This window comes from Haloarcula salina, from assembly GCF_010119195.1.
Lineage (GTDB): Archaea > Halobacteriota > Halobacteria > Halobacteriales > Haloarculaceae > Haloarcula > Haloarcula salina.
This window is the reverse complement of the sequence record NZ_WRXL01000001.1, coordinates 103,058-117,530: the sequence shown is the minus strand read 5'-3', so window position 1 is coordinate 117,530 and position 14,473 is coordinate 103,058. Positions and strand designations below refer to the sequence as shown.

Annotated in this window: 17 protein-coding genes; 3 read left to right on the top strand and 14 right to left on the bottom strand. The window is 67.4% G+C overall.

Going from position 1 to position 14,473, the window contains the following annotated elements; all coding sequences use genetic code 11:
* Positions 1 to 297 precede the first annotated feature (297 nt).
* The 11 genes from GM656_RS00655 to GM656_RS00605 all read right to left on the bottom strand — a co-directional run bounded on the left by GM656_RS00655 (position 298) and on the right by GM656_RS00605 (position 7,445).
* Positions 298 to 1,371 (bottom strand): methionine synthase, encoded by a 1,074-nt coding sequence (locus GM656_RS00655; protein WP_162411716.1) that lies wholly within the window; start codon positions 1,369 to 1,371, stop codon positions 298 to 300.
* Positions 1,372 to 1,375: 4 nt separating this feature from the next.
* The gene (locus GM656_RS00650; RefSeq protein ID WP_162411715.1) at positions 1,376 to 2,374 is read right to left on the bottom strand and encodes a 5-methyltetrahydropteroyltriglutamate--homocysteine methyltransferase; all 999 of its coding nucleotides are present in this window, start codon (positions 2,372 to 2,374) and stop codon (positions 1,376 to 1,378) included.
* 62 nt (positions 2,375 to 2,436) lie between these two features.
* The gene (locus tag GM656_RS00645; protein ID WP_162411714.1) at positions 2,437 to 3,081 is read right to left on the bottom strand and encodes a HemK2/MTQ2 family protein methyltransferase; all 645 of its coding nucleotides are present in this window, start codon (positions 3,079 to 3,081) and stop codon (positions 2,437 to 2,439) included.
* Position 3,082: 1 nt separating this feature from the next.
* Positions 3,083 to 3,937: a 16S ribosomal RNA methyltransferase A gene (locus tag GM656_RS00640; RefSeq protein ID WP_162411713.1), complete on the bottom strand. Its 855-nt coding sequence runs from the start codon at positions 3,935 to 3,937 to the stop codon at positions 3,083 to 3,085.
* A gap of 49 nt (positions 3,938 to 3,986) precedes the next feature.
* The gene (locus GM656_RS00635; RefSeq protein ID WP_162411712.1) at positions 3,987 to 4,553 is read right to left on the bottom strand and encodes a DUF655 domain-containing protein; all 567 of its coding nucleotides are present in this window, start codon (positions 4,551 to 4,553) and stop codon (positions 3,987 to 3,989) included.
* A gap of 121 nt (positions 4,554 to 4,674) precedes the next feature.
* Positions 4,675 to 5,031, bottom strand: a complete 357-nt coding sequence (locus GM656_RS00630) for an RNA polymerase Rpb4 family protein (protein ID WP_162411711.1) — start codon at positions 5,029 to 5,031, stop codon at positions 4,675 to 4,677.
* Positions 5,028 to 5,318 (bottom strand): 50S ribosomal protein L21e, encoded by a 291-nt coding sequence (locus GM656_RS00625; RefSeq protein ID WP_162411710.1) that lies wholly within the window; start codon positions 5,316 to 5,318, stop codon positions 5,028 to 5,030. The genes GM656_RS00630 and GM656_RS00625 overlap by 4 nt, the downstream gene beginning before the upstream one ends.
* A 109-nt stretch (positions 5,319 to 5,427) precedes the next feature.
* Positions 5,428 to 5,694 (bottom strand): elongation factor 1-beta, encoded by a 267-nt coding sequence (locus GM656_RS00620; RefSeq protein WP_162411709.1) that lies wholly within the window; start codon positions 5,692 to 5,694, stop codon positions 5,428 to 5,430.
* A gap of 2 nt (positions 5,695 to 5,696) precedes the next feature.
* Positions 5,697 to 5,882: an HVO_2753 family zinc finger protein gene (locus tag GM656_RS00615; protein ID WP_162411708.1), complete on the bottom strand. Its 186-nt coding sequence runs from the start codon at positions 5,880 to 5,882 to the stop codon at positions 5,697 to 5,699.
* 70 nt (positions 5,883 to 5,952) lie between these two features.
* The gene (locus tag GM656_RS00610) at positions 5,953 to 6,552 is read right to left on the bottom strand and encodes a DUF2391 family protein (RefSeq protein WP_162411707.1); all 600 of its coding nucleotides are present in this window, start codon (positions 6,550 to 6,552) and stop codon (positions 5,953 to 5,955) included.
* On the bottom strand, positions 6,549 to 7,445 hold the full coding sequence (locus GM656_RS00605; RefSeq protein ID WP_162411706.1) for a 3-hydroxyacyl-CoA dehydrogenase family protein: 897 nt from the start codon (positions 7,443 to 7,445) through the stop codon (positions 6,549 to 6,551). Before GM656_RS00605 ends, GM656_RS00610 begins: the two co-directional genes overlap by 4 nt.
* Positions 7,446 to 7,583: 138 nt before the next feature.
* Here GM656_RS00605 and GM656_RS00600 point away from each other — a divergent pair, with 138 nt between their 5' ends.
* Positions 7,584 to 8,543: a transcription initiation factor IIB gene (locus tag GM656_RS00600; protein ID WP_162411705.1), complete on the top strand. Its 960-nt coding sequence runs from the start codon at positions 7,584 to 7,586 to the stop codon at positions 8,541 to 8,543.
* Positions 8,544 to 8,692: 149 nt separating this feature from the next.
* Positions 8,693 to 9,028: a hypothetical protein gene (locus tag GM656_RS00595; RefSeq protein ID WP_162411704.1), complete on the top strand. Its 336-nt coding sequence runs from the start codon at positions 8,693 to 8,695 to the stop codon at positions 9,026 to 9,028.
* A 121-nt stretch (positions 9,029 to 9,149) separates the two neighbouring features.
* Here the strand turns inward: GM656_RS00595 and GM656_RS00590 are convergent, their stop codons facing one another.
* From GM656_RS00590 to GM656_RS00580, 3 genes are all read right to left on the bottom strand, one after another.
* Complete coding sequence (locus GM656_RS00590) at positions 9,150 to 9,854, bottom strand: bacteriorhodopsin (RefSeq protein ID WP_162411703.1); 705 nt, start codon at positions 9,852 to 9,854, stop codon at positions 9,150 to 9,152.
* A 2-nt stretch (positions 9,855 to 9,856) separates the two neighbouring features.
* The gene (locus tag GM656_RS00585) at positions 9,857 to 12,178 is read right to left on the bottom strand and encodes a methyl-accepting chemotaxis protein (RefSeq protein ID WP_162411702.1); all 2,322 of its coding nucleotides are present in this window, start codon (positions 12,176 to 12,178) and stop codon (positions 9,857 to 9,859) included.
* 184 nt (positions 12,179 to 12,362) lie between these two features.
* Positions 12,363 to 13,427 (bottom strand): FG-GAP repeat domain-containing protein, encoded by a 1,065-nt coding sequence (locus GM656_RS00580; protein ID WP_394352093.1) that lies wholly within the window; start codon positions 13,425 to 13,427, stop codon positions 12,363 to 12,365.
* A 390-nt stretch (positions 13,428 to 13,817) separates the two neighbouring features.
* Here GM656_RS00580 and GM656_RS00575 point away from each other — a divergent pair, with 390 nt between their 5' ends.
* Positions 13,818 to 14,459, top strand: a complete 642-nt coding sequence (locus GM656_RS00575) for a hypothetical protein (RefSeq protein ID WP_162411700.1) — start codon at positions 13,818 to 13,820, stop codon at positions 14,457 to 14,459.
* The last annotated feature ends 14 nt before the right edge of the window (positions 14,460 to 14,473 follow it).

The window sequence follows — 14,473 nt, the reverse complement described above, 5'->3', positions numbered from 1 at the left end:
TTCCGAGAGTACGAGCGAGTGTGTGACCAGGCCCGTTCTCAACAGGTGGCCTGCCACGCGTTCCGAATCGACGGCGTGGTCGGTCACCCACCGATCGGCGTTCAAGATCGGTTACAGGCCGCTTCCGAGAGCGTTCTCCGCGACGTGGCGCTCACGGGCCGGTCGTGGGGCGCTCGCGCCCGAGAAACTTCGATAGTTGCCGAACTGGATGTCGGCGGGGGTACAAAATACAGCGACGCCGCGGGAGATGGTCGGATTCAGCACCCGGTCTCTGTCACCGGACGGACAGCGGACCGCTCAGTCGTCCGCTCGCGCTTCCGCACCGCTCGCGACCACGTCGATCTCACCGGCGTCGAGTTCTTCCTCGATCTCGCGGGCCGCCTGCACCATGTTCTCCATCTTGCCGTAGGCCACGTCGCGCGGGAGCAGTTTCACGCCGCAGTCCGGCGAGACGGTGAGTCGCTCCGGCGGGACGACCTCCAGGCCCTTCTTGATGTTCTCCTTGATCTCCTCGACGGACTCGACTTCGGCGACGTGGGCGTCGACGACGCCCATCGCGAAGTCCTTGGTGAACTCGTGCTCTTTGAACACGTCGAGCTGGTCGTAGTCACCGTTGGCCAGTTCGAGGTCGTACTCGTGGACCGGGTAGTCGAGGATCTCGGGGTAGATGCGCGAGTAGTCGCCGTAACAGACGTGCAGGCCGAGGCGCACGTCGTCCGGAATCTCGTCGACGATGCGCTCCAGACACTCGCCGACGATGGCGTGGTCGTCCGGCGTCGTGGCGAGGGCGGGCTCGTCGATCTGGATGTAGCGCGCGCCGGCTTCGACCAGCGCCTCGATCTCCTCGTTGACGAGTTCGGCCAGCTCGTAGGCCAGTTGCTCCTCGCTGTCGTAGACCTCGTTGAACGACCAGTTGGCGAGCGTGTACGGGCCGGTGATCGGGACCTTGACCGGGCGCTCGGCCACCTCGTCGGTGAACTCGAACTCCTCGACGAGCCACTGCTCGCCGTACTCGACCTCGTCGGCGACGCTCGGCTTGTCGAAGTAGTTGTGGCCCCACACCTTCACGCGGCCGTTGAACTCGTAGCCGTCGATGCGGTGGGCGAAGTACTCGACCATCTCGTTGCGGCGCATCTCGCCGTCACAGATGACGTCCAGCCCGGAGCGCTCGTGCTCGTGAGTGATGAGCCGCGAGGCGTCGTCCTTTGCTTCCTCCCACTGCTCCTCGTCGAAGTCCGCGTCCTCGTCCTCGAACAGTTCCCGCGCCCGGTCGTGCCACTTGGGCTTGGGGTAGGAGCCGACGACGGTCGTCAGCAGGAAGTGGTCGTTCGGGTGATCCGCCGGTTTGAACTGGTCTCGTGGTCCTGTCATGGATTTATGCCTCCGCCGCCTCCAGGTCGGCGGCGTTCGCGAGCGCGTCGAGCTTGTCTTCGAACTTGTTCACGGGCAGGTAGAACAGCTCCGTGTTCGCCGTCGCGTAGACGGTGTCGTAGGCGTTGTTGGTCTGCTGTTCGAACCAGTCGATGCGGTCGCGGATGGTCTCGGGGGACTCGACGAGCGTGTTCTGCCCGTCGACGACGCCGAGCGCCACGTCGTCTTTCGTGCCGTACTCCTGGACGTTGTACACGTTCTGATCGTGGTTCGCGACGAGGTCGAAGCCGATGGCGTCCACGTCGGCGTCCATCAGGTGCGCGTAGGCCTTCTCTTCGATCGCTCCCCAGTAGGTGTGGGCGACGACTTCGGCGTCGGCGGCCGAGGCGACGGCGTCGATGGCCTCCGCGGCGCGCTCGTCCTCGCCGTCCGCGGGCGCGTTCTCGACGAGCGACGGTTCGAGCAGGAACAGCGTCTCCACGTCGGGGAAGGACTTCACTTCCTCGACGAGGAAGTCGGCGACGGCGTCGAGGAACGCCGCCTCGTCGCCGTAGTGCTCGTCGGTCGCGAGGTCGGCGAGCGAGTACGGACCGGGGAGGACCGCCTGCAGTCCCTCGTCGACGAGGTCGGCGGCCGCACCGAGGTCCGCGGCCACGTCGCCCCCGTCGGCCGAGAGGTCGTCCTGCACGACCGGCTCGCGGTAGAAGTTGTTGTTGTCGTAGTAGCGGACGATGCCCTTCGTCTCCACGCTGTCGTGGACGGCGAGCGGGTGCGCGAGCATGTCGTCCCAGCGCAGTTGCCCCTCGACGATCCGATCGAGACCGGCGTTCTGCTGGCGTGCGACGACTTCCGCGCGCACCTCGTCGTACGCCTCGACGATGGCACCGGACTCGTCGCCCGAGACGAGATCGGTCTTCTGGTGGCCTTTCAGGTCTGACAGTTCGTCCTTGGCCCAGTCCGGGAGGGGAAAGAGACCAGGGGTCGTGGCGACTACCTGTGTCATTGCGTCGGGATAAGAAATGACGGGCTTTAATATTTCCTATTCAGTCTAATGCTCCACAGTAATCACTCGGCGGCAAAGCGCAGGACGACGAGTTCCTCGTACGGGTGCTTCTCGCTCGCGAGGCGCTCGCTAACGAGATCTCGGTCGCTCGCGTACTCGCGGACGGCACCGGGGTCGGTGAGACTGCTCACCAGCACGAGCGCCTCGCCATCGGGAGCCAGGACCCGTTCCACGGTATCGAGGAACGGGTCGACCAGCCGGCGCCCGTCCTCCCCGCCCGAGAGCGCGTGTTCCATCCAGTCGTCCCACTCCCGTTCCTGTGGCGTCGGCAGGTACGGCGGATTGAACGTCACCAGGTCGAAGACGCCGTCCCGAAACGGCGAGACGAGGTCCCCGCGGACGACGGGGACGCCGTTGTCGGCGGCTTGCCGGCAGGCCAGCGGGCTCACGTCGACCCCGACCGCGTCCGCGCCGGCCTCCGCGAGCACGGCGGCAACGTAGCCCGATCCGGTCCCCACGTCGAGGACGCGATCTCCCGACGCGACGCGCTCGCGGGCCGTCCGCGCCAGCAGGTCCGAGTCCTCGGCCGGCTGGTACACCGACTCCACGTCGCGCCGGTCGGCCAGGGACGGTCGGTCGCCCGAGCCCCCGTCGTTCCTGTCCCCACCGTCGTCGGTCGGATCGCTGTCGCCGGTCTCCTCGCTCATCTCACGCCTCCGGCTCGCCGACCTCGTACGCGAGCGTCGCCAGCGTCGCGAAGTCCCGCGGAGCGAGGGTGCCCGCGCGGGCGCTCAGTAGCTCCTCGTCGGCGGCGTCGACGACCGCGTCGGGGTCGCCCAGGCCTGAGATGTGCGCCGTGTTCCGGATCGCATTCCGCATGGTCTTTCGGCGCTGGGTGAACACGGCCTTCAGAAAGTCCATGAAGAAGGCGTCGTCGGGGACGGTGTAGTCCGGCGTCCGCGGCGTCGTCCGGACAACGGCGCTGGTCACCCGCGGCTGGGGGTCGAACGCCTCCGGCGGCACCGTCTCGACGACCTCCACGTCGGCGTAGTGGCCCGCCGTGACCGACAGCCGTCCGTAATCGTCCGTCCCCGGGTCGGCGGCCATCCGCTCGGCGAACTCCCGCTGGAACATCAACACGAGCGGCTTCCCCGCGGGCAACAGGCGGAACGCGATCTCCGAGGACGCGCCGTACGGGAGGTTCGATATGCTGGCGGTGAACTCGGGGAGCGCCACGTCGAGGGCGTCGCCCTGTACGACCGTCAGACGGCCGTCGGCGACCTCTTCGGCGAACTCCTCGCCCAGGTGGGCCGCGAAGTCGGGATCGCGCTCGACGACCGTCACCCGGTCGGCGACGGCGAGCAGGCGGTCCGTCAGCGCCCCGGGGCCGCCCCCGATTTCGAGGACGTGCGAGCAGTCCGCGCCGGCCTCGGTCGCGTAGCCCGGAATCCGGTCGAGTACCCTGTCGTCGACGAGGAAGTGCTGGTCCTTGCGGGTGTCGGCGCGCTTGCCGGCCCGGCGGACCAGTGCGTCCGGGTCCCGCGCCCCAGTCTCTGTAGTCATTGGCTGGGCGTAGCGGACCGGGATAGAAAAGGGTCGCCTTCGACCGTCGTTACGAGGACTGCTCCTCGCGCCGGACGAAGATACGGTACTTCAGGTCGTCTTCTTCCAGTTCCTCGATGATCCGCTCGATGAGCACCTCTCTGGGGTTGTGGAGGCCGCTCACGCGCTCTTCGAGCTCTTCGAAGCTCTCGAAGGGCTTTCGCTTGCGCTCGTCGAGGATCGTGTTTCGGAGCTTCTTGCCGATACCCGGTAGGAGATTGAGCTGGTGGAGCCGGAGCGTGATGGGTTGGGCATCGTTGTAGAAGTCGACGAAGCGCCGCTCGTCGCCCTCGACGATCTCCTCGACGGCGTACTCAAGCTCCGAGCGAGCGCCGCTGGGGAGGTCCTCGAACGCGACTTCCGTGACCCGCCCGAACTCCGTCAGGTCCACGCGGTCGCCGAAGGCGATGTCGTCGTCCTCATCGAGCGAGAGCTCGTAGATGTAGAACTCCTCGACGTCGAGGGCGTACGCGAGCGGCTCCTTCTGATGTTGGGGGCGATCGTCGCCCGGTCGCCCGTGCGGGAGGACGTCCAGGACGGCTCCCATCATGTTGTCGCCGCTCTCCGAATCGGTCATGTCAGGCAGTACGAGCAGAGTCCACTTAATGCCGGTGGATGGCGAGGATCACGTCGCCGGCTGTCGATACGCGGGGCTCGTTTGGATAGAGCGGGAGCGCCAACGCGGTCGGCTCGACGCCTCAGGCGTAGCGCTTGACGATATTGAGAATCTCGTCCAGTTCGTCGCCGGACAGCGTGTAGCGCTCTTGGGCGAACACGGCGCGGAGTTCGTCCCGGTCGAGCGGCCGCAGGTTCGCGATCTTGTAGGCCGTCGGCGTGTCGACCTTCTCGAGTTCCTGCAGTTCCTCGACGAATTCCAGCGACTCCTCGGGGTCGAGGACGGCGAAGCGGTTGACGTGCTCGATAGCTCGCTTGAGCTCGTAGCGCATCTCGCGGTCCTCGTCGGCCGCCCGCTCCATCTCCAGGTCCTCCAGGATCGCCTTCGTCTCGGCGACCGTGAGGTATTCTTCGTCGAGCTTCTCTTTGAAGATCGTCATTCTTGCCGGCGCAGGTGCGCAGCCGTGACGATGACGGTCTTCTCCTTGCCGCCGTCGACGATTTCGACCTTGAAGGCGTCACCTTGCTTGCCGACGACCGTCCCGGTCTGCCCGCCAAAGCGCGGGTGGAACCGACCTTTCGGGACCGAGGGGTCGATCTTCAGGTGAACTTTCTCGCCGTTCTCGAACTGCTCGACGGCGCGCTGGGGCGGCGAGGAGCCGCGTTCTCGGGGGTTGTTCTTGAGCTTGTTCCGCGTTCCTTCGAGTGGTCCGTTCGAACTGGGCATTCTTGCTCCCCGCTAATCCGGTCGCCCTAATAAAACGTGCGTTCCGCGACCGTCCAAGGTCGGGTCGTGCCGCCGCTACGGACGGGAGAACGCGGGGAGGACCGGACGCTCAGAGGCGGCCGGTGCTCTCGATGGAGACCGACTCGACGCCGTCGACGTTCGCGAAGGCCTCTTCCACGGCGTCGGTCCCGCCGGAGTCGTCGGGGACGATGACCGTCGGGGTCAGCGCGACGAGGCCGAAGGCCACGTCCTCGCGCTCGAAGCCGTTGATCTTCGTTCCCTCGGGAAGCGCGCCCTCGAGACGGTCCTGCAGGGCGTCGAGGTCGACTTCCGGGCTCTGCGGCATGACTTTCATCTTGGCGGCGACTTTCCCCATCGTTATGGTCCCGTGAATCCGCAGTCGGGGCACTTGTAGAGGTTGCTCTGCTTCCGACAGGTGGCACACCGGTAGATCTGGTGGCCACAGTCCGGGCACTTGAACGCCGCGGCGTTCGTGCCGGCGATGTTGATGCCACAGGAGACGCACTTCTGCGTCCGTTTCTGTGTCTGTTGGCTCTCGCTCATACCACTCCGTATCCGACCGCGGCTTTTAACGATTGCCAAACGCGACCGCCACCGCGACGGCGTCCCACGCCTAGCTCCCGGGGAGGATGTCGCCCAGTGCCGCACCGATCGCCATCGGGACGAACGCGACGGCACAGATGCAGGCTGACTCCCAGACGGCGGTCGGATCGCCCGACCAGTCGACCAGCCCCCACCCGGTCAACAGCGCCACGGAGACGACCATCGCCGTCCCGGTGACGCCGACCAGCCGGCGGGGAACGATCCCGAAGATGGCGTTGGCGACGCGCACGTCCTGGAAGTCGGCGACGTAGAGAATCGCGACGACCAGACCGATGGCAACGGCGAGCGTCGCCGCGAGGTACAGCGGGTGCCGTGCGATGTGGCGGCCGGCGTCGACGGTCCCGCCCTCGACCGCCATCGGGATACCGAACAGGAGCGAGCCGAGCAGCGCCTCCGCGAGGTCCGACCGGCCGAAGCCCCAGACCACCCGGCCGAACACCGCCGGGTCGGAGTCCTGTGACTCGGCGGCCGCGCGCATCGCCTCGCGGACCTGTCGGCGCTCGTCCTCGGAGTCCACGAGGTCCTCGAGCTCTTCGAGTTCGTCGAACAGCGTCGAGAACTCGTCGTCGTCCTCCTCGTACTCCACGGGCGGCGCGTCCGGCGGACTCATCGGACGCCCGAGTCGTCGTCGCGCGTGGGGACCTCCGGGTCGGGGTCGGCCCCCGTCGTCGGTTCGCCGTTCTCCCAGACGTAGAACCCCTCGCCGGTCGCCGCGCCGAGTCGGCCGTCTTCGACCTTCCGCCGTAACAACGCCGGCGGTTCGAAGCGGGCGTCGAGCCGCTCCGAGAGGTCCGTGAGCCCGCTCAGTACCGTCTCCAGGCCGAGTCGATCGGCGCGTGCGAGCGGTCCGCGCCGGCGGTCGGACGCGCCGTGTCCGCCCGCGCCCTCGCGTTCGAACGCGCGGTCAACGTCCCGAACGGACGCGACTCCCTCCTCGACCATCCGGACCGCCTCGGCGATCGCAGCGAGTTCGAGGCGCATCGCAGCGAACCCCGGCGTGTCGCGGACGACCACCGGCGTCGCGTCGAGCGACTCGACGAAGGCCGCGGCCCGGTCGCGGGTCCGTCCCGTCGTCTGCTCCGCGATGACCACTTCCACGACGTCCCCGTCCGGCGGGTCGACGAGGTGGAGGCCGACGGACCGGTCCGGGGCGCGAAGACCGGTCGCGACCGCCGTCACCGACACCGTCGGCTCGCTGACCGCGAGTAGCGCGTCCTCGCCCACCATCGTCTCCGTCTCGGCGACCAGTTCGCGGTGGCCGTCCGTGTCGCGGTCGTCCGCGTCGATGACGACTTCGGCCCCGCTGACGGCGCTTTCGAGCCCCGTCGTCCCGTCGACGCGCTCCTGTTGGCCCGTCGCGTCCAGTGCGCGCTCGATCTCGTCGATGCGGTCCATCACGGCGGTCGCGTCTGTGCCGCGGAGGCGCACGTCGTGGCCCGCGCGGACGCATCGCTGTGCGATGTCGCGCCCCCGCTGACCGGCCCCGAGTACGGCCACAATCATGACAACATCACCGCGCGCCCGCGGTTAAGCCTTTACGCTGGCCCGATTCGCCCCCAGTATACAGGCCCGTGGGATGAGAAATATAGGCGAACCACCCAAACATTTATACGTGATTGGCTTTTCTCCGTAAAAGAACACATGGAACGGCCGACGCGCCAGCGGGATTCTGACCAGGAGGAACGCGAGCAGGAATCCGAGAGCACGGGCCAGCAGACCTGCCCAGAGTGTGAGTCGGAGTCCATCACCAGCGACGGCGGGGGGGAACTCGTCTGCGAGGACTGCGGCCTCGTCATCGAGGACGAGAACATCGACCGCGGCCCGGAGTGGCGGGCGTTCAACCACTCCGAGCGCCAGTCGAAGTCACGCGTCGGGGCCCCGACGACCCAGACGATGCACGACAAGGGGCTGACCACCCAGATCGACTGGAAGGACAAGGACGCCTACGGTCGGTCGCTCTCCTCGGAGAAACGGAGCCAGATGCACCGGCTGCGAAAGTGGCAGGAGCGCATCCGAACCAAGGACGCCGGCGAGCGGAATCTGCAGTTCGCGCTGTCGGAGATCGACCGCATGGCGAGCGCGCTGGGCGTGCCCCGCTCGGTGCGTGAGGTCGCCTCGGTCATCTACCGCCGCGCGCTCAACGAGGACCTCATCCGCGGGCGCTCCATCGAGGGCGTCGCCACCGCCTGCCTGTACGCGGCCTGCCGGCAGGAGGGCATCCCCCGGAGCCTCGAAGAGGTCTCGGACGTGTCCCGCGTCGAGCAGAAGGAGATCGGTCGGACCTACCGCTACGTCGCCCAGGAGCTCGAACTCAAGATGGAGCCGGTCGACCCCAAGCAGTACGTCCCCCGCTTCGCCTCGGAACTGGAACTCTCCGAGGAGGTCCAGTCCAAGGCCAACGAGATCATCGACACCACCGCCGAGCAGGGCCTGCTCTCCGGCAAGTCGCCGACAGGATACGCCGCCGCCGCCATCTACGCCGCCTCGTTGCTCTGCAACGAGAAGAAGACCCAGCGCGAAGTCGCCGACGTGGCCCAGGTGACCGAGGTCACTATCCGAAACCGGTATCAAGAGCAGATCGAAGCGATGGGCATCCACTGACTGGCTGACTCCCGCACCGATTTTTCGGCCGTCGCCTCGTGAGCGACAGGTGGTCGTGGGTCGGTCGTACGGCCGTCTCCCCTCGATCACGGAACGCAGCCCCACTCCCGTCGTGCAAACCTATCCGTCTGGACAGCAATACTGTAGGTATGTCATCGGCTGAATCGCAACGGCGGCTCGTCATTCTCGTCATCGGACTGGTCGTTCTCTTTGCGCCGGCGCTGTTCGTCGTCGCCACGCTGGAGTTCCTCATTCTCACCGGGGACCTCGCGCTCAGCCAGATCTCGCTCGTCGAATTTCTCGAACTGTATCTCATCGACCTACTGCTGTTCGTCGTCCTCGGTTACGGCGTCTATCGCCTGACCTTCTGGCTGATCGACAACCGGCTTCCCGCCGCGCTCGATACGCTGGAGGGCGAGGCCGAACCATCGGATGCGGCCGACGGGACGAACGACACCGGCGCCGTGCGTGACGACGGTTCCTGAGCGCCGCTCCCGGCTCGGTCTGTCGTTCTGAAAACGCGTTCATGGTGACGTCGTGCGCCTTCGCAGGTGCGCGCTCGGTGCGGTCACCGCTCGTACGCTGAGGAGCGGACTTCGTGGCTCGCTAGTCCCCCGCGGTCGCCACTACCTCGTCCTCGCTGACCGACCCGATGTTCGTCATCGCGAAGAGCGCGATGACGCCGAAGCCGACCTTCGTGACCACGTCGAGGTAGACGATGACCATCGACGCCGTCTCGATGTCCATCAGGCCGAGGCCCGGTGCGCCGAGCAGCCAGACGACGGGGTAGACCGACCACAGGACGACGACGAAGTTTCGGAGCGTGCGGTACATGCTCATCTCGAGGTCCGACAGCGTCTCGCTCGCCGCTTCGGCGACGGATCCGTAGAGCAGGTAGACGACGCCGCCGAACAGCGCCGCCCCGACCGCGAACAGCCCGTAGCTGAACGGAGCCGGGACGAGTGCGCCGGCGAAGCCGAACGCGATGGTCAACGCCTGGAGCGCGACGAGCGCGACCGTCTCGCGTCGGTCCGCCCCGGCAAGCAACGCCAGGAACAGGACGTTGATCGGCGTGGTCAACAGCCAGTCGGCGTACCGGACGGCGTAGACGGCGTGGCCCTGCGCCTGTATCGCGCCGAACCCGAGCGTCATCAGCGCGTAAGCGACGATGGCGATACCGGGAATCGCGACCAGTAGCAGGTAGCGCCGCCGCGTCTCTTCGGGGACGAGCGTGTAGCCGTAGGCCAGTACGGCCGTCCCGAGCAGTTCGCCGAGCAGTCCCAGCGTGAACCAGGTAGTGATGTCAGCCATTGTCAGTCGTCCATAGTCGCGGTCGCGCCGTCCGCGTCCGTCTCGGCCGCGTCGTCGACGGTGAAGCGGTCGAGGAGCGATTCGAGGTCGTCGGCGCGCTGGCGGAGCTCCGCCGCGGAGTCGGACACCTCTCCGATAGAGGCCGACTGGTCGTCCGCCGCGCCAGCAACGGTGTCCGCTTCCGTCGCCGTCTGCTGGCTGATGGTCGTGAGGTCGTCGATGGTCTCCATCACGTCCTGTGCGGTCCGTGCCTGTTCCTCGGTCGCGCGGTCGATCTCCTGGATGCCGGTGTCGACCTCCTCGGTGTATTCGACGATGGTCTCCAGCGCGTCGACGGCCTCCTCGACCGTGGAGACGCCTTCCGTGATGCGGCGGCTGGTCGACTCCATCGTCTCGACCGTGTCGCCGGCCTGCTCCTGGATGGCCTCGATGCGCCCTTCGATGTCGCCGGCGGCCGCCTTGGTCTCCTCCGCGAGGCCCTTGATCTCGTCGGCGACGACGGCGAAGCCCTCGCCGTCGCCGTCCGCGTGCGCGGCCTCGATGGAAGCGTTCAGCGCCAGCATGTTCGTCTGCTCGACGATGCTGGTGATGACGCTCACGATCTCGCCGATCTCGTCGAGCTCGTCGTCGAGCGCGTTGATCTCTGTGACCGTCTCCTCGGTCTCGTCCTCGATGGCGTTCATCTCGGCGATGGCCTCCTGGGCCGCCTCGCGTCCGTCCTCGCCGACGCGGGCGGCCGACTGGGAGGTGTCGGCGACCTGCTGGGCGGACGAGGCGACCTGCTCGGCGATGGCCGAGAGGTTCTGCATCTCCGAGGCGGCCGATTCGAGGCCCTCGTTTTGCTCGGTCGTGCCCTCGAAGATCTCGGTGATCGACTTCGCGACCTGCTCGCTCGCCCGGTCGACGCGTTCGGCGTTGGACCCGACCCGCTCGCTGGACTGGATGACGTTCGTCGCGAACGTCTTCATGTCCGCGATCGTGTCGCCGAGCGCGTCGAGCGTGGCGTTGATGTCCTCGCCCACTTCGGCCATCGGATCGCTCATGCTGTCCGGGTCGACGCGGGCGGTCAGGTCGCCGTTCGCGGCCGCGTCCAGCGCGTCGCTGTACTGCTGGGCCTTGAGTTCGAGGTGACCGGTCAGCGCCTCCATCTCGTTGCGCTCGGCCTCGACCTCTTCGCGGGCCGTCTGCGCGGACTCCTTGGCCGCCTCGGCCTCCTCGCGGGCCGCCTCGGCTTCGGAAATCTTGTCACGGAGGTTCGTCCGCATGTTGTCGAACGCCGCGTACAGCGTCCCGAACTCGTCCTCGCGGGACGTCTCGAGCGTGGTGTCGAGGTCGCCGTCGGCCATCGCCTCGGCCTTCGCCGAGAGCCGGCGGAGCGAGGCGATGGTGTTCCCGCCGATGGTGACCCCGATGAGTCCGAGGTTGACGACGGCGAGCAGGATCAGCCCGATGAGGTCGGAGTTGATCTGGTCGCTCAGCGCGTAGGCCACCTCGGGGTCCGAGTGGACCATCACGATCCAGTCGTTGGACTCGAGCCGGCTCAGCCCCATCAGCATCTCCTCGGATTCGTGGAAGCCGCTCTGCCCGGGTTCGAGCGACGCGAGCGGGTTCGAGGACATCTGTGAGATCGGCGCGGTGGTGCCGATCTTCGAGGTGTCCGGGTGCGAGACGAACACGCCGTCGGTGTTGACGACCGTCGTGAACGACCCGTCGCGCTGATTGGATATCTGGTCGGCCTTCGCCGCGAGGTCGACCATGTATACGACCGCGCGGTCCCGTTCTCCCGGGACCGGCGAGACGACCGCGACGATCGGGTGATCGACGACCGAGACGGAGAACGGGTCCGTCACGTGGGTGTCGTCGGGCCCGTCGAACTGCGGCGGGTTCGTCGCGAACAGCGCGCCCTGTTCCTCGGCGTCGACGCCGACGAAGTCCCGGTTCGAACTGGCGAGGATCTCGTTCGAGTCCGTGTCGACGTAGTGTGCCGCCACCACCGTCGGCGGGAGCTCCTCGTTCGACTGCATGCGCTCCAGTCGCGATTGCTTCTCGTCGGTCGTTCCGGTCGTGAACACGGGCAGTCGCGACGTCGAGCGGACGCTCCGCCGCGAGGTCGTCAGCCAGTCGTCCAACTGGGCGGCCTGTGTCTCTGACAGCGCCGTTATGTCGTCGGCCACGTCCGCTTCGAGCGTCGCTGACGCCTGTACGCTCGTCAGAACGCCCGCCCCGATGATGACGAGTATCGCGAACGCGAGCGCGACCCCGAGCCTCGCGGCGTAACTGCCGCCGACGAAACTCGGGAGCGGTGAATCCCTATCGGTTACCATCCCTTGGCACAAAGGAAACACCCCAATAAAGCGTTCCTACGCGATTCTCAGCAGTGATAAGCACGCCCGTCGCGCTCGATCGATTCCGGTCCCGACGGGCCTGTCGAATGACACGACTGGCCGCCGTCAGCGCCCGACAGTCAGCACCTGACCGTCAGCAGCTACTCGACCCAGCGGCGGCCGCTCACAGTCGGTTGTACCACACGTCGACCTTCGCCCGCGGGGCCCACGGCTTGCCGACGATGTCCGGCCGGCCGTCGCCGTCGACGTCCGCGACCTTCGCACAGTGCGTCGGGACGTCGATGTCCAGTTCCCGCCGCTCGAACCCACCGGTCCCGTCGCCGAAGAACACGAGGTGCTTCGGGTCGGGATTCTTGCCGAGGCCGAGTTCGGCGACGTACACGTCCGGGTTCCCGTCGCCGTCGAAGTCGGCGATTTTGAGCGTGTGCGGATTGAACAGCCCGTCCGAGAGGACCGTCGGCTCCCACTCCGGCGGATCGAACACGGCGACGCGGCCCGGGCGCGTCCCGTAAGTCGGCGAGTCGCACTCCGAGAGGACGACTTCGAGGTCGCCGTCGCCGTCCAGGTCGGCCACCGCGACCTTCGTCAGGTCCCAGCCGGTGACGATGGGCTCGCGTCGCCACCCCGCCCCGTCGTCGGTTCTGTGGTAGACGTTCGGGCCCGCGAGGAGTTCGGTGACCCCGTCGTCGTCGATGTCAACGAGTTCGAGGCCCTGGACCGTTCGCTCGTCGACGATGTGCCTGTTCTCCGTCGGCCACGGAGACTCGGTCGGGTCCTCCGGGACGTCGTAGTAGAAGACGACGCCGCTCTCCTGTGAGGCGGCGACGACCTCCGGCTCTCCGTCGCCGTCGATGTCCCCGACTTTCACGTCGTGGTACTTCTCGAAGTCGTCGGTGATGAGCACGCGCTCCCAGCGCGAGCGCGGGTCCGCCGGCTGTCTGAACCAGAACAGCTTCGTCTCGTAGATGCCCTGTCCAGCGACGATGTCTACGCGTCCGTCGCCGTCGACGTCGCCGAGCGTCCCCCGCTCCAGCGACGGGGCAAAGGAGATGGGGTGGCGCTTCCACCCGGGGTTCTCGTACCAGAACAGGTGCGACTCCACGCGGTCCACGGCCGGGACGCCGGCGCTGACCGCGTCCTGGACGTACGTGCGTCCGGGGTATGCGTCCGCGTTCCCGCCGACGATCACGTCCGGCCGTCCGTTGCCGGTCAGGTCAGTCGTCTGCATCACCGTGAGCCGCCGCTGGACCGGCGGGTCGTCGTCGATTACTTCGTGTGCGAATCCACGTCCATTCTGGGCCTGCACACCGTTCGTCCCGGCCGTCGCGGCGGGCGTCGATTCGTCGGACGCACCCACGGTCAGCGCGGAGCCGACGCCGAGTCCGCCAGCCAGCGCGAAGAGGACCTGCCGACGATTCATGCCCTGATAGTGCGCGCTTCGGCCCAAAGCTATCCGCTCTCTTACCGATTTCAGGGGCTCTATACCGATTTCGACGGGCGTCTCGGCTCGTCGATCTGGCCACGGTCGTCCGTCCACCCTTGCCGTCCGTCGGACCGAGCGCCCTGTGCACGGGAGTAGCGACCGTATACTGATACCGCTCGTCGCGAACCCTCTCGCATGGCCGCTTCTCGGGACGGGACGGTTCGCGACCTCGGTTCGGTGGGGATGCTCGGCGGCGCGCTCCTGACGGTCTACGGCCTCCCGGACCTGCTGGTCCCGATCGCGTTCAGTGTGACCAGCGGTACAGCGCGACTCTACGGCCTCCTGTTACTGCCGCCGCTGTGCTGTCTCGTCGCCGGCCACGTCGCGCTCCGTGCCGCTCGCTCCGACGAGCTCGGGCGGGTCGCGCGGACGGCGCTCCGGGGCTCGGAACTCGGAACCGCCGTCGCCGCCGTCGGCGTCGCGGCGTACTTCGGGCTCTCGATCGGAACCGTGGCGGGGGTGACCGACGCGGCGTTCCTCTGCGTCGTCCTGGGCCTCACCGGCGCACTGTGCTGCAGTTGCGCGTTCGGCGCGGCCCGTCTGTGGACCGCGGGCGCCCTGACTCCGGAGGCCGCGCTCTGCGCCGCGCCGCTGGTGACAGCGTTCGCTCTCGCGGTGTCGCTCGCGACGCCGCTTCCGATCCGGTTCGCCGCCCTCTCGGTTCCGTACGGCGTTGCGTGGACGCTCGTGGGTTACCACCTGTTCGACAGCGGCCGGCCACACGCTCGTCGGGAAGCTGACGCGCTCCGAACTCGGCGGAAGTCGAGCGGACGGTGACTGCCGCCTCGGCG

What these genes read in the sequence shown, in the direction of transcription:
- GM656_RS00640 (WP_162411713.1), bottom strand. Translation starts at nt 3,937, where the DNA reads ATGACTACAGAGACTGGGGCGCGGGACCCGGACGCACTGGTCCGCCGG.
- GM656_RS00600 (WP_162411705.1), top strand. Translation starts at nt 7,584, where the DNA reads ATGGAACGGCCGACGCGCCAGCGGGATTCTGACCAGGAGGAACGCGAG.
- GM656_RS00655 (WP_162411716.1), bottom strand. Translation starts at nt 1,371, where the DNA reads ATGACAGGACCACGAGACCAGTTCAAACCGGCGGATCACCCGAACGAC.
- GM656_RS00610 (WP_162411707.1), bottom strand. Translation starts at nt 6,552, where the DNA reads ATGAGTCCGCCGGACGCGCCGCCCGTGGAGTACGAGGAGGACGACGAC.
- GM656_RS00635 (WP_162411712.1), bottom strand. Translation starts at nt 4,553, where the DNA reads ATGACCGATTCGGAGAGCGGCGACAACATGATGGGAGCCGTCCTGGAC.
- GM656_RS00625 (WP_162411710.1), bottom strand. Translation starts at nt 5,318, where the DNA reads ATGCCCAGTTCGAACGGACCACTCGAAGGAACGCGGAACAAGCTCAAG.
- GM656_RS00575 (WP_162411700.1), top strand. Translation starts at nt 13,818, where the DNA reads ATGGCCGCTTCTCGGGACGGGACGGTTCGCGACCTCGGTTCGGTGGGG.
- GM656_RS00630 (WP_162411711.1), bottom strand. Translation starts at nt 5,031, where the DNA reads ATGACGATCTTCAAAGAGAAGCTCGACGAAGAATACCTCACGGTCGCC.
- GM656_RS00645 (WP_162411714.1), bottom strand. Translation starts at nt 3,081, where the DNA reads ATGAGCGAGGAGACCGGCGACAGCGATCCGACCGACGACGGTGGGGAC.
- GM656_RS00590 (WP_162411703.1), bottom strand. Translation starts at nt 9,854, where the DNA reads ATGGCTGACATCACTACCTGGTTCACGCTGGGACTGCTCGGCGAACTG.
- GM656_RS00615 (WP_162411708.1), bottom strand. Translation starts at nt 5,882, where the DNA reads ATGAGCGAGAGCCAACAGACACAGAAACGGACGCAGAAGTGCGTCTCC.
- GM656_RS00650 (WP_162411715.1), bottom strand. Translation starts at nt 2,374, where the DNA reads ATGACACAGGTAGTCGCCACGACCCCTGGTCTCTTTCCCCTCCCGGAC.
- GM656_RS00605 (WP_162411706.1), bottom strand. Translation starts at nt 7,445, where the DNA reads ATGATTGTGGCCGTACTCGGGGCCGGTCAGCGGGGGCGCGACATCGCA.
- GM656_RS00620 (WP_162411709.1), bottom strand. Translation starts at nt 5,694, where the DNA reads ATGGGGAAAGTCGCCGCCAAGATGAAAGTCATGCCGCAGAGCCCGGAA.
- GM656_RS00580 (WP_394352093.1), bottom strand. Translation starts at nt 13,427, where the DNA reads ATGCAGACGACTGACCTGACCGGCAACGGACGGCCGGACGTGATCGTC.
- GM656_RS00595 (WP_162411704.1), top strand. Translation starts at nt 8,693, where the DNA reads ATGTCATCGGCTGAATCGCAACGGCGGCTCGTCATTCTCGTCATCGGA.
- GM656_RS00585 (WP_162411702.1), bottom strand. Translation starts at nt 12,178, where the DNA reads ATGGTAACCGATAGGGATTCACCGCTCCCGAGTTTCGTCGGCGGCAGT.